We start from the raw sequence: 21,105 nt of genomic DNA, 5'->3' as shown, positions 1-21,105 counted from the left end.
GGGTCGTACCTGCTGATACAACTAACCTAACTCAACTTTCAAATTATGGATGCTGCCGTTTTAACAGAAAAAGCCCTTAAACTAACGGTTGTAGAACGAGTTCATCTGATCGATGCTCTATGGGCAAGTCTTGATAATCCAGAACAAACTGAAATTGATCTTGCTTGGCTCAATGAATCCCAAAGCCGACTAGATGCTTATCATGCAGGTCAGATAGAGGTTGTAGATGGACAATCTGTCTTCAGTGAGATTAAGAAATCTCTGGAAACATGAGCATCAAGTTTTTATTAGCAGCCAGTCAGGAGTTACAAGAAGCTGCTGAATTTTATCAAAATCAATCTTTTGGATTGGGCGAAGATTTTCTAGCAGAAGCCCAAGCAACTGTTAATCGAATTGTGCAAAATCCCCGCGCTTGGACACCATTAAACGAGAAAATCAGACGCTGCCGTATGCAGCGTTTTCCTTATGGAATTATTTACACAATTGAAGAAGATTCAATCTTAGTGATCTCAGTAATGCACCTACAAAAACATCCCCAATCCTGGAAAAAAAATCTTGAGGATTAGAACCAGCATTGAACATGATTGAAACCCTAGAAACCCAACTCTATTATCTCCAACAGTTTGCCGATCGCCTAGTCGATACCCAACTAGCTCATCTCAATGCTGTTAGTATCGGTCTCATTTTTATCGCTGGTCTACTGACGAGCCTCACCCCCTGTATGCTCTCTATGCTGCCGCTCACCGTTGCTTACATCGGCGGCTACGAAACCGAAAACCGCCTCCAATCTGCGATTCAGTCCCTGTGGTTTGCTGCCGGTTTAGCCACCACCCTCGCTCTGTTGGGAATCGTTGCCGCTCTCGTCGGTCAGGTCTATGGCCAAATTGGTATCGGCTTACCCATCATCGTCAGTATTATCGCTATCTTGATGGGACTCAATCTTCTGGAAGCCTTACCCCTGCAACTCCCCGCTTCTGGAGGCATGGATTGGATTTCACCTAACTTCCCCAACAGCGTGCGTTCTTACCTCATTGGTTTAACCTTTGGCTTAGTTGCCTCCCCCTGTAGCACCCCCGTCTTAGCCACCCTTCTGGCTTGGGTTTCCAGCACCCAAAACCCCATCCTGGGCAGTGGTTTACTCCTGGCTTATACTGCTGGATATGTCTCTCCCCTGGTACTGGCGGGAACCTTCACCGCTTCGATTAAAAAACTTTTAGCCCTCCGACAATGGTCAGGATGGATCACACCTACCAGTGGCGTGTTATTAGTAGGATTTGGGGTGATTTCGCTCCTGTCTCGTCTTGTGCCCATAAGTTGATTTTCTGATGACTTCCGATCAAAACGCTTCTGCTCCGCTCCCCTTCCATCCCCTGCAATGGTGGAAAAAACAAGTGCTGCCCACATTAGCCGATTTACGGTTAGCGATTATTCTGCTGTTGGCGATCGCCATCTTCAGCATTTCCGGTACAGTCATAGAACAGGGGCACTCTCTCCAATTTTATCAAGCCAACTACCCCGAAGACCCCGCCCTATTTGGCTTCCTCTCCTGGAAAGTCTTATTAACCGTTGGCTTAGACCATGTTTATAGCACCTGGTGGTTTTTGGCGCTGCTTGTCCTCTTCGGCTCAAGTTTAACCGCTTGCACGTTTACCCGCCAACTGCCGACTCTCAAAGCTGCTAACCGGTGGAAGTATTACCAAAAACCACAACAATTTGAAAAACTGGCTCTGAGTACCCAACTCAATCAAGGGTCGAATGACTCGTTAGAACCCATTTTAAAACAATACGGGTATCGAGTCTTTCGAGAGGGAGAAACCCTATACGCTCGCAAAGGCATTATTGGCAGAATTGGGCCCATTATCGTTCATGCGAGTATGCTGATTATTTTAGCCGGATCGATCTTAGGCTCCATGACCGGATTTATGGCTCAAGAAATCATTCCCAGTGGGGATACCTTTGAGATTAAAAATATCATTGAAGCCGGGCCCTTTGCCCAATCCCAAGTCCCCAAAGATTGGTCGGTGCGCGTGAATCGATTTTGGATTGACTATAGTCCAGAGGGCAGAATTGAGCAATTTTATTCGGATTTATCCGTATTAGATAACCAGGGAGAAGAAGTCAAACGGGAAGAAATCCATGTGAATCAGCCGTTGCGCTATCGAGGCGTAACCTTGTACCAAGCCGATTGGGCGATCGCGGCTGTTAAAGTAAGAGTGAATAACTCTCCTATCTTCAAGATTCCTATGGCTAAACTGCCCATACAAACCGAAGGCAGAATCTGGGGAACCTGGATACCCACCACACCTGATATGAGCGAAGGCGTTGCCCTAGTCACCAAAGATTTACAGGGAACTCTCATTGTTTATGATAACCAGGGACAACTCATCGGCACGGTGCGCCAGGGAATGGACATAGAAGTTAATGGCGTTACCTTGAAAGTCCTGGACGTTATTGGCAGCACAGGATTACAAATTAAAGCCGATCCCGGTATTCCCGTCGTTTATACCGGATTTGGGCTACTCATGATTGCTGTCGTTATGAGTTATTTTTCTCACTCTCAAATTTGGGCATTGCAAAATGGAGACAACTTTTACGTTGGCGGCAAAACTAACCGCGCTCAAGTCACCTTTGAACAAGAAGTACTGAAAATCCTCGATCGGGTTCAAGAAAACACCCCATCAGAAACCAAAACACCAGCAATTGAGGCATAATCCATACAGCATTTTTACTGTGATAGGGAAAGCCTTAATTAAAAATCGGGACTTTTAAGGGAAAAAATGATTTCCCTATTGCCTATTCCCTATTCCCTATTCCCCAATCTCTATGAAATCCCCAAAAATTGTTATTTTAGATGCCGCCACCATCGGCGATGTCAACCTCAGCAGATTAGAGCAATTCGGCACATTGGAAGTGTTCGCCACGACTCAACTTGAAGAAGTCGCTGCCAGAATTCAAGGCGCTCAAATTGTTATCACCAATAAAGTTCCTCTTAATCGCCAAATTCTCGAAAGTACCAATGCTCTAAAGCTGATTTGTGTCGCTGCTACAGGATACAATATTATCGATATCCAATGTGCAGCCGAACAGGGAATTATCGTCACCAATGCAGTGGGTTACTCCACGAACAGTGTGGTTGCCCATACCTTTTCCATGCTCTTTTATCTGTCCCACCATTCTCGTTATTTTGACGATTATACGCGCAGTAGACAATGGTGTGAAAGTCCCACGTTTAACCACTTGGGAGAATCCTTTTATGAACTTTCTGGCAAACACTGGGGAATTATCGGTATGGGAGCCATCGGCAGAAAAGTAGCCGATATTGCCCAAGCTTTTGGATGTCAAGTTTCATATTTCTCCACCAGTGGCAAAAACCGAGAGCAACCCTTTAAATGCATCGATTTAGATCAACTTCTGCAACAGTCTCATATTATTTCTATTCATGCACCCTTAAATGAAAAAACGGCAAATCTGATTGATGAAGCCCAACTTAAAATGATGTCTTCTGAGGCAATTTTGCTCAATCTCAGTCGTGGTGGAATTGTCAACGAAGCAGCCTTAGCATCAGCCCTAGATCTTGGAGAAATTGCTGCCGCAGGTTTAGATGTTTTAGAAACAGAACCTCCGCAAGAAGATAATCCCCTCTTTCAGATCGAAAATAAAGATAGACTTTTGATTACCCCTCATATCGCCTGGATTTCCCACGAATCTAGAGAACGGTTAATCACAGAAGTTCACAAAAATATCGAGGCATTCCTGAACGGAGAGCCTCGCAACCGAGTATAGCGCTTCGCGCGAGGGAATAGGGAATGGGATTGAAACCCTGATTGTTTGATTAGCAATCATTTTTAATATTTAATTGATCACAGTCCCCAATCACTGAGAATGCGATCGATACTTTCTTCAATTGCGCTCGGAGCTTGATTGTTTTCTGATTCAACAGAAGCATACAGATAGGAGAGTCCGAATAGGGCGGGAATCAGAATTAAAATAAAAGTGACACAAGCTAACAAATTACTGATCGTTTTTAAATTTAAGGGGATACCCCATTCTCCTTGATTTAAATTTGACTGTTGACCTGAGCGTTGATGGTGTCGGCGCTCCCGTCCAGCTAGAATGACAAGATAGAACCAGCGATTAAAAATAGGGAAAGATAGACGCAGATCGAATGGATGTACCTGCCATTGGCGATCGCCCAATTGCTTCCTAATCTCCTCGAGTTGCTCCTCACTAAAGGTTACCGCAATATGGCTCGGCATTTTAGACAAAAAACGGCTTAAAACCGGATCGAGGGAAGAAAATGGCTTCATAGCTCTAGAAGTCGAACAACGATTAATCTATCCATAGATAACGGTAGATCCTACAAATGAGCCGATGTCCCTGATTCTGATCCAAGTTTGGGGGGAGGTGAACCCACAGATATGAACTGCGATCCTCAACCTTATGGGCTAACCTATCCCTATTTGTGATGATTATACAGGGGCGATGCTATGACGAACCCTTAAAATGTCCCACCATTCCAACCCCACATACTACCCTCAGCACCTGCAAACTCAATATAGGTACGATTGGGGGGTACTCCTAAGTTTTCAGCGATCGCTTCGCAAAAATCCTGACTCATACTCTGGGTTTGAGCAGGACTCATCCCGCCAATATTCTTCACCTCAATGTAGCATACCGGATCTGAGGTTCCCCCAAATGTCATCGGCACATCAGCGTCAAAAGCAGTCATGACATAAGATTCGGGTTTCCCCAAGTGTTGGGCTAATTTAGCTGAAAGTATTTGCAGCAAACCTGTAACTGCAATCTTCTCTGGAATTGGAACAGATGTTTGAATTTTGATTAATGGCATAAGTTAAATCAACCTCCCAATTTTTATCGTGATTATCGTTATTCAGCTAACCGCCATAATTCCAACCTGTACTTTCGAGTAAGAGTGGCTCACCTTCCCGGTGAATTCCTGCGGCAATCACTTCCCCCACGAATACTGTATGATCGCCTTTTTCTACCGCTCCCACAACCTGGCATTCCACATATCCTAAGGTATCGGTAATGATCGGACATCCAGTTTCACCCAGATAAAAGTCCACTGATTCAAACTTATTCCCGACTCGGCGTTGAGGCTTAAAAAATTGCTGGGCTAAATCCTTTTGTCCCGCTTCCAGAATACTTAAAGCAAATACCCCACTCGATTGAATCATGGCATGGGATTGAGACTTAGTATTCACACAATTGACCACCAAAGGAGGGGTAAAAGAGGCTTGCATTACCCAACTCGCCGTAAAACCATTCACTTCTTCCCCATCTTTTACCCCACAGATATACAAGCCATGGGGGATTTTTCTTAACAGGGTTTTCTTTGCCTGTTCATCTAACACAGGAATTTCTCCGAATATTTCATACTTGGTCTATCCAGGTTAGTTTAACAAAAAATAGAGTAGGGTGCCTTGCGCTTTCGCTAATGCACCCTACCTCAATTAGATAGCCAACGACTAGGAGACTAAGCCGTGAGGATAGAATCATGAATCGTCTTATTAAAGATAATCCGACCCGGTGTTGTGCGAATATACTGGCAAATCTGCTCACCTTCGGCTGTTTCTCGTACTCGTCGATAGCGGTAAATACGGTTTACTGTTCCGTCTTCGAGCTTCTCTTCAGAAACGATTTCATCATCTTTTTCTGGAGATTCCACTTCACCATCATAACGAACCCAGATATAGGCATGTAGGTCTACTTGGGCTTGATCGTAGGCACGAATGGCATCTTCTAAAGAAGCAAAAAAGCGATCGCCCCCTTTCTGCGCCCAAGGATTTTCCGCCGTTAAATAGTAACATCCTAACACCATATCCTGAGATGGCGTAATAATGGGCCGCCCCGTCGCTGGAGACATCACATTATTTGACGCTAACATTAACAACCGCGCCTCAGATTGGGACTCCAACGACAACGGCACATGCACCGCCATTTGGTCTCCATCAAAGTCGGCGTTAAACGCCGGACAAACTAACGGATGCAACTGAATGGCTCGCCCTTCCACAAGCATCGGTTCAAAGGCTTGAATCCCCAACCGGTGTAATGTTGGAGCGCGGTTCAGCAAAACTGGGTGACCTTCAATCACCTCTTCTAAAACATCCCAAACACTAGGATCGTTCCGTTGAATCAGCTTTTTCGCCGCCTTAATATTATTGACCAATCCTTGGCGAATTAAGCGATGAATCACAAACGGTTGGAACAATTCGATCGCCATTTCCTTGGGTAAGCCACATTGGTAAATTTGCAGCTTTGGCCCCACAACAATTACAGAACGACCGGAATAATCCACCCGTTTTCCTAACAAGTTTTGTCGGAAACGTCCCTGTTTCCCTTCAATAATATCGGACAGAGATTTGAGGGGTCGGTTATTCGCTCCCACCACCGTGCGACCGCGCCGACCATTATCAATCAGAGCATCCACGGCTTCTTGTAACATCCGCTTTTCATTACGGACAATAATCTCCGGGGCTAAAATTTCTTGCAGTCGAGCTAATCGGTTATTGCGGTTAATCACCCGGCGATACAGATCGTTTAAATCGCTGGTGGCAAACCGTCCTCCATCCAACTGCACCATCGGGCGCAAATCGGGCGGAATCACCGGCAGCATACTCAAAATCATCCATTCCGGCTTAGAACCGGTGGCAATAAAGTTATCAATGACCCGCAAACGTTTAATTAACTTCGCCCGTTTTTGCCCTTTAGAATTGAGGATATCTTCGCGCAGTTGTTCCGCTACGGTTTCCAATTCCAAATCGGCTAGTAATCGCTCAATGGCCTCTGCACCAATGCCCACTTCTACACCAATTAATTCTGAATCTTCAGAATACAATTGGTCTTCAATATCCATCCACTGGTCTTCATTGAGCAGTTGTTTATAACTGAGGGAGGGAATTTCTTCATTGGTCTTAGCGACCTCTGGGGTATTTCCAGGATCGAGAACCACATAGGCATTAAAATACACAATTTGTTCGACATCCCGGAGGGGCATATCCAGTAGAATGGCCATATAGCTGGGTATGCCTTTTAAGTACCATACATGGGCGACTGGAGCGGCTAATTGAATATGACCCATGCGATGGCGACGGACTCTCGATTCGGTCACTTCTACGCCGCAACGCTCGCAAACAATCCCCCGATGGCGAACTCGTTTATACTTGCCACAATGGCATTCCCAATCTTTTGCTGGCCCAAAAATCCGCTCGCAGAAGAGGCCATCCATTTCGGGTTTGAGAGTACGATAGTTGATGGTTTCCGGTTTGGTTACTTCCCCAACGACTGACCCATTGGGAAGGGTTCGCTCTCCCCATTGCCGAATCCGGTCAGGAGAAGCGATACCAATTTTGACGTAATCAAACCGTTGTTGCTGATTTTTCATTGCTTCTGTTCAATGAGGGTGAATAACGCTGCCTTGAGAATCTGGACTAGCCCAATCTACTATTATAGCGCTTTGAGGTGGTAATGGGGAATGGGTCGGTTTTTGTCTGGGTTGCAGGGGCGATCGCTCTAAATCAATCCTTACCGATCCGCTTTGATGAAAGCCTATGTGATGATTTAAACTCAAGAAGTGGCATAGAACAATAACAATGACAGTTTCTGAATTATTCCCTATCCTAGAAAATCTATCCGATGCTGAGAAAATCAGGCTTTTGGAGTTTTTAAAAGCCGATCGCGCGAAGACTCCAATTCTGTCAATTATGAAAGCTTTATTTGATACGTCTGTCGTGGTGGCGGCTTCCTTGACTCAACATCCCGAACATACGACGTGCTTTCCTAAATTACAATCGGCACAACTCCGACAGGTTAAGGGATACATAGGGCTTGCTGAAAAAGTTGCCATAGGAATTCTAGAGGCTGTATGACTGGCACTTTCATATCAGTGTGGCGATCACCAATTTGCCCGCAAATTTTCCAGGAAAATGCAAAGATTTTGAGCAGCTCGATGTGATCGCCTTGCACTTTTTTCGCCAGAAAAAGCTGAAAACCTTTATCCAGTCTGAGTTTGACACTTATACAGCAAGCCCTATTTATGATTAAATTTATATGTTCAGAGTTTAGAGAGCTAATTTATAGGCTTACGACTTTGTGATTAGTCACGTTCTATCAATTGACCGGCAATCCATCCTTCTCTTCTCTTCTGAGGACTATAGATTTTATACCAAGGAAAACCATCTGCATCGTATCTACTTCCAATTATCTGAACCCGGCTTCCAATAGGTAGTTCAAATAGTACTGGTGAGTTAGTAGTAATTCCAGCTCGAACATTTTTATAATAATCTTTTCGATCTCCCACAACGGTCGCATTAGTGTTGTCTTGAAGTTTAGAAGTAGTAGGTGATTGAGAAGGAGTAGGCGATGTGGAAGAAGAACTTGAACTAGGTTGCGTGATTTCTTTTGCATTGTTAGTAGGAGGCAGTTTTTTAAATTGATTGATGCTGGTATTAACCAAGTTAACTATAATCAAGAGAACACCAAACATTACCAATTTCATGTTCTGTGCCCAGAAAATGCCCGATTTTAACCTATCTGCAATATTCTGAATGCGTTTATCTGAAGTATTTTTCCATTTTTCAAGAACAAAATTCATGCTTTCTCTGTTCTTTTTGTAGTGAAATAAACTTTCTGGGAGAATATTACGAATACTTGTTCTATTATTTTCAAAGTCACCAGAATTTTCAAAATCACGAGTTACGAACCAAGGAATTAACTTTCCCATGTACCAATCTTCAGGAGGCTGAACACCTTTAATTACTTGAGGGTATTCTTCAAGAGTCTCAATTGTGCTATTTTCTATCTCCTCTCTCAATTGTTCAATTTTTTCAGCCTCTTCTTTATCAAATTTGTCAACAAAATTTACGGAAGCTTGAGTAGCAACTTGTTGTGCTGAAATATTACTATCATCTTTAGCCCAGTCAATCATTGCTTGTTCCACAGTAGTTAAAGGTCTTTGTGAATCAAGCCATACTGAATATTGTTTGCCTTGAATTTCAATAACTCTATCTCCTCCTGTCAAACTGGCTCTCTGTTTTAAATAAATGTTAGTTAGTATATTTGCAATCTCGTTTCGCTCTTCCTGAGTTATTTCAGATACTAATCCTTTCAACTTTGGTGCAATGATCTGGAAATCATCGAAATATTTTTGGGATTGCATTCCTATTGCAACAATTGCTAAAGAGCGCACAAAAGGATGCTTTTCATCAGAAAGTATACTTTTAAGGTAATTAATTATCCTTTCTATGCTCTCAGTATTGAGTTCTCCATACGTTAGTGCCACAGTAGAGCGTAAAGCTTCTCTAATTGTTTTTTGACCTTTGGCAATCTTTGAAGATTCAGTAACTTGTGATTTTTCTTTCCATGATTCAAGGATATCTAAAACTGCATCTGGTCTGAATTTATAAGCTTCTGATAAGCTTTTTGATATAGCTACAATCAATTCAATATCAGCATCAATTAAAAAATCTTCTAGTTCACTTTGAACTTGTCTAGTATGCCTTCTTACAATTCTAGGCAAAGCATCAAAAAATACACGATCTCGAACAAGTTTACTTGTATCGATTACTAGCTTTCTCAATAATTCCAATAATTCTTCTGACATTCGATCATAAGGATCTGTTTCTGATGCCAAGCCTACCGTCAATGCAATGGTCGCACGTATATAATTTACCGGTTTCTCACCCAGATTGTAATTTTTACTTCTTAAGAAAGAATCAACCAGATTTACGATCTGTGTTTGTTCTTGCCAACGAGTAATAATGTTGAATAACTTTTGGTCTGGATTATAACGAGTATTATTATTACCATTGGCATTACTATTACTATCTAGCTGGATAAGTTCTTTTTTGTCACTATTTCGCCATACGGCTAAGGCAGTTGCTGCTACTGCCTGAACTTCAATATGTTTGTCAGATGCTAAGGAAAGTAACTGTTCTTCAAATACTTTACTCTCTTGAGAGATTAAGCCGATGTTACTAATTGATTCACTAATAGTTTGGCGAATTCTAGCTCTTCTTTCTGCAGAACCATATAGTTCTAAACTATTACCCTCAATTGAGCTTTTTGCTAAGTCTACTAGAATGGGTAATGCACTAAGGATTTGTCTTCTATGACTAGACCAAGCCACCTTTAATAATAATTGTCGTTGCCTTGAAGAAGTGACTTTAATAGTCTCTTCTTGTTCATTTCTTCCTGAAAATGAGAAAAATGCTAGAAGCTTATCTAAATCACAGTAATCTAGAGCGCGTAATGTGGGGTCTCGTCGTTTCCAAATATTCTCAACAAGGTGTTCAAGAGCTGCAAAAAATTGATCTCCATAGGTTTCATCAAATAAGCTTAATGCTATTGCTAGGAGCTGTTCGCGAGAACTCAATTCCTTCTCATTATAGTACCATTCACTTATCAACCTTTCATCTGATAGTTTATCGATAAAGCGATCGCAATTCTCAATATCATCTCCTATGATTTTACAAAACCAATCTTGATTTTCGGAACGCCAAGCTTCTTTTGATTCATTTGTTGTAGCAAGTATGTAATGACCACTGGTTGCTGCACTTTCTTTAAGTTTCTCGAAAGAAGCACCAAAAGTTTTGAAAGAGATATCTGAAAGAATAAATACTGTTGGTTCTTCCACTCTCCTTAGTTCATACTGAAGATTCAGTCCAATGTTTAAGTCTCGAATTGATTCCTTAACAGAAATTTTCTTGTTGATATTTTTTGAAGGATACGATAGGCTATATATCTTGCTATATCTGGCTTGCGAACATTTCTATCTCCTTCAAGGACAACAACTTTTTTCCTTTCAATCTTATTAACTAAATTGACAAGCCATGTTGGATTTTCAACGTTTATCCCTTGAAAATTGGATGGGTTAACTGAAACTTCTTCAAAGAATACTTCTCCTTGAATGATGGTTTGATGCCCAATTTGGGTTATGTTTTCAAGTGAGATATCACCATTAGCGGTGATGTTATCGCCAATAGTCTGCTGTGCAATTTGGTTGCTATCTCCAGAAACAAGAATGCTATCATTTGTACTTCCTTGAACACCAATACTGCGATCGTTAGAGGTTTGAGTATTTCTAGCCATTTATTTATATATTGATTATATCTATCGAGATACAGTTAGGAGTGTCTATAGTGTCTTGTTCCTAAAAGAGCGACTTTAGACACTCACTCAAATACGGGAATAGATTTCTAAAGTCCCAACCCAACTAGTGGTAGCAATTTATGTCCATGTTCACCTAGCCAATTTGCAGTAGCTTTTACATGAGGTTGTAGCTGATTGACGTTCTCTGCAAATGCTGAAAGTTTCTGAATATAGTTAAGCCCGGTGTCAAGTGTTTCAGCTACAATAGTAGGATCTGATTCAGGCTTTTCAGCTTCAGATGCCAGCTTTTGTGCCACACCAGTTGCGATCGGATCGTTAAAATTGGTAAAAATCTCCTCTATTGCTTTTAACTCACTAAAAATAATATTAACTGTTTCAGGTTTAGGTAGAGGTGCTTGCTGAAATTGAACTTTACTCTGACCGCCATCTCCTGTGACAATAGAGCTTCCGGTAACATCCCCACCAATAGATATAGAACGATTTTGTTCAGGTGCTTTAGGTTCATTCATGCTTTCTGCCTATATAACATACTATACATCTGTCTGTTATAGCTCAAGTATCTATTATACCAGCAGTATAGTTTATAAATCTTAATAAAATGAAGTGAGATAGGCTGAAACTGTTATTCTCTCAGGAAATTTTAATTTTTATCAGTAAATTACGGCGATGGGTCAGAGGCGATCGCCTAAAATAGCTCTATAGCATTTTGAGGTAAACATGGTACAGACACCAGTAAAACCCGAAACCGAAACGCTCTTGCTGACGTTACCGAAAACCCTCAAGCTCTATGTCACGCAAGAACAATTTGAAGTTCTAGCTGCCAGCAATCGAGAATTACAATTGGAAAGAACTGCAAAAGGAGAATTAATTGTGAATCCACCCACAGGTTGGGAAACCGGAAAACGTAACTTTAGCATTATTGGACAATTGGGTCGTTGGTATGAAGATAATGGTAATTTAGGTAAAGCATTTGATTCTTCTACTGGATTCATTTTACCCAATGGCGCAAATCTCTCTCCTGATACATGTTGGATAAGTCAAGAGCGTTGGGATGCACTGACGGATGAGCAAAAGGGAACATTTGCTAATATTTGCCCAGATTTTGTGGTGGAATTGCGTTCCAAGTCGGATACCCTAAAATCACTGCAAGAGAAAATGCAAGAGTACATGGAAAATGGAGCCAGACTGGGTTGGTTAATCGATCCGCAAAATCGAACGGTGGAAATTTATCGAGTCGGTTTAGAGGTAGAAGTTTTGTCCAATCCAACTGAATTATCGGGTGAAGAAGTTTTACCCAGTTTTGTCTTGAATTTGGGCCGAGTCTGGGATTAGGCTTTATTTGGGCAGTAAATTTAATTAGACTATTTTAGTACAGCTAAACCTGATGCCAAGCGCGGTAGAAGTCGGCGTAGGATAAGTGTTGGGCAATGTTCCAGAGGAGTTGATAGCAGGCTTGGAAAAGGGCAAGCTTATTTTCATTGTCAGTGTTGAGGTGCTGTTGGAGTGCTGAGACGACACTTTGCCGTTGTTGATTAGTCACAAGCATTTTGCCTAAATATTCGGGCGGGTACTTATGAAGATATGAAGTTTCGGTATCTACAATGAATTGGATTGAAGTAGCGATCGCTTCATGATTGCCCTGTCCCATTTCGACTAAACTTTTAGCCGCTGCTCCACGGGTATAACCCTCCTCAGTATTTTTGATAACTTGGATTAATGCTGGAATTACCAGGGGATTGCCTGGGTCAATTTTGCCTAAACTTCTAGCTGCTTGGCAACGAGTCTCTTCACTCTCCGTTTCCCTGACAACTCCGACTAAAGCCGCGATCGCCTCAGCATTACTGGGTGCGATTTCCGCTAAACTGCAAGCTGCCAACCCACAGATTTCTTTATCTTCACTTTGTTGGAGGACTTCGATTAAAGCTGCGATCGCTTGGGAATTACCTAGGTCAATTTTCCCTAAAGTCAGGGTTATATCTTTACCAATAGATTCATCCTTAGTATTCTTGAGAAGGTGAATCAACGCTGCGATCACTTGGGAATTACCTAGGTCAATTTTCTCTAAAGTCAGGGTTATATCTTTACCAATAGATTCATCCTTAGTGTTCTTGAGAAGGTGAATCAACGCTGCGATCGCTTGGGAATTACCTTTCCCAATTTTCTCGATAAATTCAAGCGCTTCTCGATAAGTATCTTCAGGACAGTCAGGTTGTTGTACCATAGCGCTAATAGATTCAATAACTCGGCTGATGTCAGTTTGTGCTAAAGTTTCTCTAGCTGCTTGAGTAATGGTTGGAATCAGTATATACCATAGCTGTGTTTCTCGATCAAAAGTTGCAAACCCACAATTGACTACTTGCTGAATAATTTCACCAGCAAGAGTACAAGTTTTAAACTCGCGAATGCCAACCGCCGCTAGAAAATAGGCATGATATTCATAAAATTCACAGCTATCTTTAAAATTCACTAACGTCTCAATAAACTGCTCCTTCTTCTCCTCCTCCACATCTTCGCGTCCCAACCACGATAAAATGACCTCGCGCCAACGAGATTCAAAAATCCGATAGGGTTGGCTCGACGGCTGTTCTGGACAATGGTCTGCGGGCAGAAAAAAGTGCCAGTCAGCAATGGCGGAAGCACTAATAAGCGGCTCTACTTGTTCAGATCCTAAATCTTCTGGTGTCATGGCGATTCAACCTCTTGAGAAACGATTCAGAAACCCGGTTTCTACCCAAATCTCCCAGAATGGGCGAGTGCAGAAAGCATTCCAGTTGATAGGCTGACTAGGTTGACTCATTCAGGCATTCCTTCCATCTTCATACCCAGGTTTCATCCAAGCTAATTGCTCATTTCTGTAGAATGGTGCTAGCTTAACTCTCATTTCTTCCATTTTCGGGGCGGATAAGGGGCTAAAATTCTGAATGAAATCGATGTTATCTTTCAAGATTGCCAAGCTATCTATTCCAACGACGGCTGCTGCAATATGATCTAAGCTCAAAGCATAACCGAGCAGATCCCTAGGATTGAGGTTTTCAATAGTTTCTCTAGGGCGAATGACCTTCATTGCCAGTACTCCCATTCCCTTACTTCCTGCGGCTGGAACGGCTTGTTCCTCAAATTTCTGTTCTGGACGCTGATGATTCATCGCGATCAGCATGGTATCAAAATCGTACATTTGAGCTGCTTTCTTCATTGCTTCGGCTGAAGTATGTCCACTAAAGCCAATATGTGCGATCGCCCCTTCTTCTTTATATTGATGCAGCACTTCCAAAACCTGACCTTTTTGTCCTAGAGTTTCAACATCTTCAACAGACTTTATAGAATGAACTTGCAGGAGATCGATGTAATCTGTCTGAAGACGTTTCAAGCTTCTCTCAATCGTTTTTTTAGCACTTTCCCCATCTCGTTGAGCTACCTTAGTGGCTAAAAAGACTTCCTTTCTCCTCTGTTTGAGCAACTTGCCCAAACGCTCCTCGCTAGAAATCTCGTGGTTTCCATAATTTGCGGCTGTATCCCAACAATATAATCCGCGATCGAGGGCATATTCGAGTAACTCAAGAGCCTGATCCTCGTCTTGGATCGCCATAAATCGACTACCACAACCGATAACGATCGGTGGAACCTCTATTCCTGTCTTTCCGAGTGTTCTAGTTGGCAGTTGCTTCGCATCATAAGAGGGTGAACTCCCAAGACTCAAATGGGGAACGACAACAGCAGTCGCGCTAGCAACCGCAGCAGTTTTGACAAATTCTCGGCGTGTAATCATTTTGGCTGATTATGGAATTTAAGGTTTTGTTGGTTCAATTGTAGTCAAGGATCGAAGCGATCGCCGATTGACTAAGAATTGAAGCGTTCTACCGGTTTTCCATAGACTTCGATCCAGTCTAGTCTAGAGGATGCTGAACTCGAGCCTCCTCTCATCAGATCTGTAATTCCGATTTCATCCACTCGTGAAAGATCGACAGAGGAGACTTTATCTGTTTCTGTTATCGTCTCCATTGAGAGTGCATACCATTCTAAGTCCATCAGGTTAAATTCACCGATTTTCCAGTCTTCCGATGCTCCTTGAGTGCGATCGCTCACTAACCAAGTGCCATCCTCAAGTTTTAAGAGAATGTGCAATCTTCTGAAACCCGACTGTTTGGTTCGCCACCTGATTTTAGCCACTCCTCTCAAGTCAACCAGAAATTGCCGGTGACTAAACGTTACTGCCCAGTTGCTCGAGCATCTCCCCGACCATAGGTAATAAGGATCGTTTACTATATTCTCATGATGACTTTTTTTCAGACTTTCTTTCGCTGAACCATATAAATTAAGCGTTAAACCTTCATGGCTAATATGTTCCTGAGTTATGGGAATAGCCGCAGGAATTTCCCGCAAATCTTCTCTGTACAAAAGAGAGGAGCGATCGCTAGAGATAGCGAATTGTCCGTTAATAATGACAACTAGAAGAGTTAGCTGAATCAGAATCAAAACCCACCAATATTTCTTGATTTTCATAGTACTATCTTCTATTTTGTCTGCTTTATACTGGCAAATGAGAAGGTGTCCTCATTACTGTACGCGATCGCCTAAAATGAATTATAGGCTCGCAGAGGTGAACATGGTACAGACATCCGCCAAACACGAAATAGAAACTCTCTTGCTGACATTACCCAAAACCTTGAAGCTCTATGTCACGCAAGAACAGTTTGAAGCTCTAGCTGCTAGCAATCGAGAATTACGACTGGAAAGAACTGCACAAGGAGAACTAATTGTGAATCCACCCACAGGTTGGGAAACCGGAAAACGTAATTTCAGCATTATTGGACAACTGCATCGCTGGTACGAAGAATATCAACAAGGAGAAGCATTTGACTCTTCTACCGGATTCATCTTACCCAATGGCGCAAATCTCTCTCCCGATGCTGCCTGGATAAGTCAAGAGCGCTGGGATGCACTGACGGATGAGCAAAAGGGAACATTCCCCCATATTTGCCCAGATTTTGTGGTGGAATTGCGCTCAAAGTCGGATACCCTAAAATCCCTGCAAGAGAAAATGCAAGAGTATATCGACAATGGAGCAAAACTCGGTTGGTTAATCGATCCCCAAAATCGAATGGTGGAAGTGTATCGAGTTGGTTTAGAGGCAGAAAAATTGTCGAATCCAACCGAATTATCCGGTGAAGAAATCTTACCCGGTTTTGTTTTGAATTTGCGCCGAGTTTGAGTTTAGATTTGATAAGGATATCAAATAGATCACTTCACCCATAACTCCATCTCATTAACTCACAGCAAACCCTGTATGAGGACGTACCTCTGGGGGATGAAATCCTAAAACAATCTTGTCTTTTGCAATACCTACTCGCAGTAAATCATCTGCAATGCCATCTTCTAAACCGTCCTCATGAATCCAAATTTTATCTGCCACCACCTCCAAATGAACGATACAACCATGCACTCTAAGCCCACTTTCCCATCCCCAAGTCATAAAAAAATAGTGTGTTTTATCATCACTCACAATCACACGGCGTTCTACCTTGCCGAAACGATAGGGAAGGTCTGCATATTCTTTTAAAATCGGATAAATTATTGAATAGTATCGATCTATTGTATCCATTCTAGAATAACCTCCTCCATTTCATCAAAGACCAATAACTTAAGAATATTTCGCCGTAAGAGTAACTGTCCAATGGGTTGCTTGAAAATCTCCTCATAAGCAGATTTTTTAATCGCCAGATAGAGAATTCTGTTTTCTCGCTTGTCCATCATAATTTCATCATAAAGCACATATTGCCCCAGCGCCTTTTCTAGATCGTTAACCTGTGACTGACCGATGAAACTTTTAATTTCTACGGCTATTTTTTGATTATCTTTCTGTGCTGCAATCAACTTTTCTGCTCCTAAGTCTACACATAAATCTTTCTTGCCAATGGACAAAATCAAAGGATCGTCGGTAATTTCCCACCCATCCTTAATTAACGCATTCCTCACCACATCATGATATATATCCTTGGCAGGCATCACTCCACCTCCTCACGTTTAAACCCCACCTTGGGCGACGGCTGCTTAATCTCCTCATCCAAATAAAGTGGTTTTTCTTTTAGTTTAACTTCATTCCCCAGCCTCCGCCTCCTGGGGTTTCAATGGTGATTTTTTCGCCTGCATCTAACTCTACGGTTGCTGTACTATCGAGTTCTTCAGTGTAACCGTTTTTGCGCTCGATCCAGTTGCGACCTACGGCTCCGGGTTCGCCACCAGCTAGACCGAAGGGGGGAATTTGGCGATGGTTAGAAAGAATACCTGCCGTCATGGATTCTAAGAATTGGATGCGGCGCACGATGCCATTACCGCCGCAAAATTGCCCTTGGCCGCCACTTTGGGAACGGATGGCAAATTCTTCCAAACGGACGGGAAAGCGGTGTTCTAGGACTTCTGGATCGGTCAGCCTTGAGTTGGTCATGTGGGTATGCACCGCGTCTGTACCGTGGAATGTTGGGCCAGCGCCAGAACCGCCGCAAATGGTTTCGTAGTATTGATAATCTGGGTTGCCGAAGGTAAAGTTATTCATGGTTCCTTGGGAAGCGGCAAGGAGTCCTAGCGCTCCGTAGAGGGTATCAACGATCGCCTGGGAAGTCTCTACATTGCCCGCAACAACAGCAGCCGGATAGTGGGGATTAAGCATGGAACCCTCTGGAATCCTGATATTGAGCGGCTTCAGACATCCAGCATTCAGGGGAATGGGGTCGTCCACGAGGGTGCGAAAGACGTACAATACGGCAGCCTGACAGACGGCTTTAGGGGCATTAAAGTTATTGGGCAGTTGGGCAGATGTGCCGGTAAAGTCTATGGTGGCACTGCGTTGTTCTCGGTCAACCGTGATGGTCACGTGAATCACTGCACCATTATCGAATTCATACGTGAATTCACCATTGGATAATTGGGCGATCGCCGCTCGCACTGCCTGTTCTGCATTTTCTTGCACATATCCCATATAGGATTGTACAGTTTCCAGACCATACTGGTTGACCATTTTTACCAATTCTCGAACCCCCTGATTATTGGCCGCAATTTGCGCTTGTAAATCGGCTAAATTTTGGGAATAATTACGAGCGGGATAGGGGGGAGCTAACAAGCGATCGATCAGTAAATCGGCTTCAAATCTCCCCTCAGTTACTAACAGGAAATTATCGAATAAAATCCCCTCTTCCGTAATCGTTTGACTATGGGGTGGCATGGAGCCGGGAGTAATGCCTCCGAGGTCGGCATGATGTCCCCGCGAAGCCACATAAAAGGAGGGCTTGATAGGTTTTTGAGGTAAAAAAACCGGCGTAATTACAGTGATATCTGGTAAATGAGTTCCGCCATTATAGGGATTATTAGAAAGATAAACCTCTCCCGGTTTAATCTGGTTGCCCTTATCTTGAATTAAGGCTTTTACACTTTCGCTCATGGAGCCTAAATGAACTGGGATATGGGGTGCATTGGCGACTAAGTTTCCTTCTGGATCGAATAGGGCACAGGAAAAGTCCAAACGCTCCTTAATATTGACGGAAACCGCTGTATTTTGTAGGGTTACGCCCATTTGTTCGGCGATCGCCCCAAATAGGTTATTGAAAATTTCCAACAGCACGGGATCTTTTTTCACCCTTTCCGTAGGGGCATTTTCTGTAGGGGCGGGTTTACGAGGCTCTTGGTGGGGAGGCGAAGATATTGATAAACCCGCCCTTACAAATCCCGTTTCCGTAGGGGCGGGTTTACGAGGCTCTTGGTGGGGAGGCGAAGATGTCGATAAACCCGCCTTCCCATCTGGGTACAAAGCCGCATTGATAGCCATTAACACTAAATGTTGACGGGGATGAACTTGTGCTTGCCAACCGCTTTCAATTACATTGGTTCCGGTAGATTCAATAATCAGTGCCGGGCCAATTATTGTGTGTCCTGGTTGTAACTTTTGGCGGTCGTAAACTGGCACATATTGCCAACCTGTTTCTGTAGAGGTTGTTGCTGTAAGGGCGGGTTCACGGAGATCGTGGTGGGGAGCGGAAAATGTTGCTGAACCCGCCCCTACAGGATTTTGTATGGAACAATAAACGGGAACTCTTGCCATTTCTGAGGGGACGCTATCGGTAACAGGTTCTTGAATTTCCCCTTCAGGATGAGTCATGGTTTGCACAATTTCCACTGAAACCATATCCACCACTAACGGTTTTTGGGTTAAGGTAAATCCATAGCGTTGCTGATGTTGATGCTCAAATTCTTGTTTGAGGCTTTCTAGAGAAGAATCGGAAAAATTGACCAATAAAGGCGTATCGCTGCCTTCATATTTTAGATGCAGTTTAACCACAATTTCTTCACGATCGCCGGATTGCCCCGATAATTCTGCTTGCGCGTCTTTGACTAACTGGGGAATCACCCGATCTTGCAACTCCACCATTACACCATCGGTTAGCTCTTCTTCAAGGGTTTGTTCGCGCATGATGCGAATATCAGCAAGTCCCATACCATAGGCTGAGAGTACCCCAGCGTAAGGATGAATAACAATTTGACGAATGCCTAATGTATCGGCGAGTTGACAGGCATGTTGCCCCCCTGCACCGCCAAAGCAACAGAGGGTATAGTCGGAAACATCATAACCCCGTTGCAGAGAGATTTTTTTAATCGCATTGGCCATATTTTCAATGGCGATCGCAATAAACCCCGTCGCCACCTGTTCCGATGTCCGTAGATCTCCGGTTTTTTTCTGTATCTCCTGAGCTAGAGATTGGAACTGCTCGCGCACGCGATCGCCATCTAGAGGTAGGTTTCCCTGGGAGCCAAATACCGCCGGGAAAAAGCGCGGATTCAGTTTACCCAACAGTACATTACAGTCGGAGATCGTCAGGGGGCCGCCCCGTCGATAGCAGACAGGCCCGGGGTTTGCACCGGCTGAATCCGGCCCGACACGGTAGCGGGAACCGTCGAAGAATACCACCGAACTGCCCCCAGCAGCTACCGTGTGAATCGCCATCATGGGCGATCGCACCCTTACCCCAGCAATTTCGGTATCAAATTGTCGTTCATATTCCCCGTTATAGTGGGCGACATCGGTGGACGTGCCGCCCATATCAAAGGTAATAATTTTCTCAAAACCGGCTTGGGCACTGGTTTGTACTGCTCCCACAATCCCTCCGGCTGGCCCCGATAGGATGCTATCTTTACCTTGGAATTGCTCGGCATCCACTAACCCGCCATTAGACTGCATGAACATTAGATTAACGGCATCTCCTGATTCTCCTTTCAGTTGTTCTTGCACTTGATTCACGTAGCGTCGGAGAATGGGAGACAGATATGCATCGACAACGGTGGTATCTCCGCGACTGACAAGTTTGATCAGGGGGCTAACTTGATGGGAGACAGAGATTTGAGTAAAGCCCATGTTTTTCGCCAGTTGCGCTACCTCCTGTTCGTGTTGGGGATAGCGGTAGCCATGTAAAAGGACGATCGCACAACTGCGAATTCCGCGATCGTAGGCGGCTTGCAGTTGGGGTGCAAGAGCGTTCAGGTTAACCGGTTGCAATTCTTGCCCCTTAGCACTGAGACGCTCCTGGACTTCGATCGCCTCTTCATAGAGCAATTCTGGCAGTTGAATCTGTTGGGCAAACAGATCCGGGCGGTTTTGATAGCCAATACGCAACGCATCCCGAAAGCCTTGGGTGATTAACAGGACAGTGCGATCGCCTTTTCGCTCTAATAAGGCATTCGTCGCCACCGTCGTTCCCATTTTCACCACCGCAATGCGATCGCTGGGAATCGGTTCATCCGCTCCCACACCTAACAGATCGCGAATCCCTTGAATCGCTGCATCTGCATAGCGTTCTGGATTTTCCGAGAGTAATTTATGGGCCACCGTTTGACCCTCTGGACTCAGGGCAACCAGATCGGTAAATGTTCCGCCGCGATCGATCCAAATATGCCAGCGCTGATTAGAATAAGAATAGGACATAAGGCAATTAA

The 21,105-nt window shown here is 43.6% G+C and carries 22 protein-coding genes; 9 read left to right on the top strand and 13 right to left on the bottom strand.

Features of this window, described 5'->3' with window-relative positions; genetic code table 11:
* Nucleotides 1-45: 45 nt before the first annotated feature.
* From J7529_RS01480 to J7529_RS01460, 5 genes are all read left to right on the top strand, one after another.
* Nucleotides 46-273, top strand: coding sequence for an addiction module protein (locus J7529_RS01480; RefSeq protein WP_318727522.1), 228 nt, complete (start codon nucleotides 46-48; stop codon nucleotides 271-273).
* Nucleotides 270-566, top strand: a complete 297-nt coding sequence (locus J7529_RS01475; RefSeq protein WP_271938245.1) for a type II toxin-antitoxin system RelE/ParE family toxin — start codon at nucleotides 270-272, stop codon at nucleotides 564-566. The genes J7529_RS01480 and J7529_RS01475 overlap by 4 nt, the downstream gene beginning before the upstream one ends.
* A gap of 14 nt (nucleotides 567-580) precedes the next feature.
* Nucleotides 581-1,318, top strand: coding sequence for a cytochrome c biogenesis protein CcdA (locus tag J7529_RS01470; RefSeq protein WP_318727521.1), 738 nt, complete (start codon nucleotides 581-583; stop codon nucleotides 1,316-1,318).
* Between the two features lie 7 nt (nucleotides 1,319-1,325).
* Entirely contained in the window at nucleotides 1,326-2,711 is a 1,386-nt protein-coding gene (locus J7529_RS01465; RefSeq protein ID WP_318727520.1) for a cytochrome c biogenesis protein, read from the top strand.
* A 112-nt stretch (nucleotides 2,712-2,823) separates the two neighbouring features.
* On the top strand, nucleotides 2,824-3,783 hold the full coding sequence (locus J7529_RS01460) for a D-2-hydroxyacid dehydrogenase (RefSeq protein WP_318727519.1): 960 nt from the start codon (nucleotides 2,824-2,826) through the stop codon (nucleotides 3,781-3,783).
* A 77-nt stretch (nucleotides 3,784-3,860) separates the two neighbouring features.
* Here the strand turns inward: J7529_RS01460 and J7529_RS01455 are convergent, their stop codons facing one another.
* The 4 genes from J7529_RS01455 to J7529_RS01440 form a co-directional block, all read right to left on the bottom strand.
* A complete protein-coding gene (locus J7529_RS01455) occupies nucleotides 3,861-4,307 on the bottom strand; it encodes a hypothetical protein (RefSeq protein ID WP_318727518.1) in 447 nt (148 codons plus the stop codon).
* A 191-nt stretch (nucleotides 4,308-4,498) separates the two neighbouring features.
* On the bottom strand, nucleotides 4,499-4,849 hold the full coding sequence (locus J7529_RS01450) for a phenylpyruvate tautomerase MIF-related protein (protein ID WP_318727517.1): 351 nt from the start codon (nucleotides 4,847-4,849) through the stop codon (nucleotides 4,499-4,501).
* A 46-nt stretch (nucleotides 4,850-4,895) separates the two neighbouring features.
* Nucleotides 4,896-5,375 (bottom strand): flavin reductase family protein, encoded by a 480-nt coding sequence (locus J7529_RS01445; protein WP_318727516.1) that lies wholly within the window; start codon nucleotides 5,373-5,375, stop codon nucleotides 4,896-4,898.
* A 122-nt stretch (nucleotides 5,376-5,497) separates the two neighbouring features.
* On the bottom strand, nucleotides 5,498-7,405 hold the full coding sequence (locus J7529_RS01440) for a DNA-directed RNA polymerase subunit gamma (RefSeq protein ID WP_271938232.1): 1,908 nt from the start codon (nucleotides 7,403-7,405) through the stop codon (nucleotides 5,498-5,500).
* A gap of 208 nt (nucleotides 7,406-7,613) precedes the next feature.
* Between J7529_RS01440 and J7529_RS01435 the strand changes: the two genes are divergently transcribed.
* Together J7529_RS01435 and J7529_RS01430 are read left to right on the top strand one after the other, a co-directional pair.
* Nucleotides 7,614-7,889 carry a hypothetical protein gene (locus J7529_RS01435; protein ID WP_318727515.1) on the top strand — a complete coding sequence of 92 codons (276 nt, stop codon included), beginning with the start codon at nucleotides 7,614-7,616 and terminating at the stop codon, nucleotides 7,887-7,889.
* Nucleotides 7,890-7,908: 19 nt separating this feature from the next.
* Nucleotides 7,909-8,064, top strand: coding sequence for a hypothetical protein (locus J7529_RS01430; RefSeq protein ID WP_318727514.1), 156 nt, complete (start codon nucleotides 7,909-7,911; stop codon nucleotides 8,062-8,064).
* Between the two features lie 52 nt (nucleotides 8,065-8,116).
* On the opposite strand, the gene J7529_RS01425 is transcribed toward J7529_RS01430, so the two are convergent.
* The 3 genes from J7529_RS01425 to J7529_RS01415 all read right to left on the bottom strand — a co-directional run bounded on the left by J7529_RS01425 (nucleotide 8,117) and on the right by J7529_RS01415 (nucleotide 11,639).
* Nucleotides 8,117-10,654, bottom strand: coding sequence for an SH3 domain-containing protein (locus tag J7529_RS01425; RefSeq protein WP_318727513.1), 2,538 nt, complete (start codon nucleotides 10,652-10,654; stop codon nucleotides 8,117-8,119).
* A gap of 35 nt (nucleotides 10,655-10,689) precedes the next feature.
* Nucleotides 10,690-11,109, bottom strand: a complete 420-nt coding sequence (locus J7529_RS01420; RefSeq protein ID WP_318727512.1) for a hypothetical protein — start codon at nucleotides 11,107-11,109, stop codon at nucleotides 10,690-10,692.
* A gap of 107 nt (nucleotides 11,110-11,216) precedes the next feature.
* Complete coding sequence (locus tag J7529_RS01415) at nucleotides 11,217-11,639, bottom strand: hypothetical protein (protein ID WP_318727511.1); 423 nt, start codon at nucleotides 11,637-11,639, stop codon at nucleotides 11,217-11,219.
* A 208-nt stretch (nucleotides 11,640-11,847) separates the two neighbouring features.
* Here J7529_RS01415 and J7529_RS01410 point away from each other — a divergent pair, with 208 nt between their 5' ends.
* The gene (locus J7529_RS01410) at nucleotides 11,848-12,462 is read left to right on the top strand and encodes a Uma2 family endonuclease (protein ID WP_318727510.1); all 615 of its coding nucleotides are present in this window, start codon (nucleotides 11,848-11,850) and stop codon (nucleotides 12,460-12,462) included.
* A gap of 43 nt (nucleotides 12,463-12,505) precedes the next feature.
* Here J7529_RS01410 and J7529_RS01405 read toward each other — a convergent pair whose 3' ends face one another.
* The 3 genes from J7529_RS01405 to J7529_RS01395 form a co-directional block, all read right to left on the bottom strand.
* Entirely contained in the window at nucleotides 12,506-13,816 is a 1,311-nt protein-coding gene (locus tag J7529_RS01405) for a HEAT repeat domain-containing protein (RefSeq protein ID WP_318727509.1), read from the bottom strand.
* Nucleotides 13,817-13,927: 111 nt separating this feature from the next.
* Nucleotides 13,928-14,896, bottom strand: coding sequence for an aldo/keto reductase (locus J7529_RS01400; protein WP_271938223.1), 969 nt, complete (start codon nucleotides 14,894-14,896; stop codon nucleotides 13,928-13,930).
* A 71-nt stretch (nucleotides 14,897-14,967) separates the two neighbouring features.
* A complete protein-coding gene (locus tag J7529_RS01395; RefSeq protein ID WP_318727508.1) occupies nucleotides 14,968-15,630 on the bottom strand; it encodes a hypothetical protein in 663 nt (220 codons plus the stop codon).
* Between the two features lie 103 nt (nucleotides 15,631-15,733).
* Here J7529_RS01395 and J7529_RS01390 point away from each other — a divergent pair, with 103 nt between their 5' ends.
* A complete protein-coding gene (locus tag J7529_RS01390) occupies nucleotides 15,734-16,339 on the top strand; it encodes a Uma2 family endonuclease (RefSeq protein ID WP_318727507.1) in 606 nt (201 codons plus the stop codon).
* 54 nt (nucleotides 16,340-16,393) lie between these two features.
* Here the strand turns inward: J7529_RS01390 and J7529_RS01385 are convergent, their stop codons facing one another.
* The 3 genes from J7529_RS01385 to J7529_RS01375 form a co-directional block, all read right to left on the bottom strand.
* Nucleotides 16,394-16,729, bottom strand: a complete 336-nt coding sequence (locus J7529_RS01385; RefSeq protein WP_318727506.1) for a XisI protein — start codon at nucleotides 16,727-16,729, stop codon at nucleotides 16,394-16,396.
* Nucleotides 16,717-17,133 carry an element excision factor XisH family protein gene (locus tag J7529_RS01380; protein ID WP_318727505.1) on the bottom strand — a complete coding sequence of 139 codons (417 nt, stop codon included), beginning with the start codon at nucleotides 17,131-17,133 and terminating at the stop codon, nucleotides 16,717-16,719. The genes J7529_RS01385 and J7529_RS01380 overlap by 13 nt, the downstream gene beginning before the upstream one ends.
* A gap of 79 nt (nucleotides 17,134-17,212) precedes the next feature.
* Nucleotides 17,213-21,094: a hydantoinase B/oxoprolinase family protein gene (locus J7529_RS01375; protein ID WP_318727504.1), complete on the bottom strand. Its 3,882-nt coding sequence runs from the start codon at nucleotides 21,092-21,094 to the stop codon at nucleotides 17,213-17,215.
* Nucleotides 21,095-21,105 lie beyond the last annotated feature (11 nt).

This window comes from Roseofilum sp. Guam, from assembly GCF_017746735.1.
Classification (GTDB): Bacteria; Cyanobacteriota; Cyanobacteriia; order Cyanobacteriales; family Desertifilaceae; genus Roseofilum; species Roseofilum reptotaenium.
The sequence above is the reverse complement of the archived record's forward strand: the minus strand, read 5'-3'. Positions and strand labels throughout refer to the sequence as shown.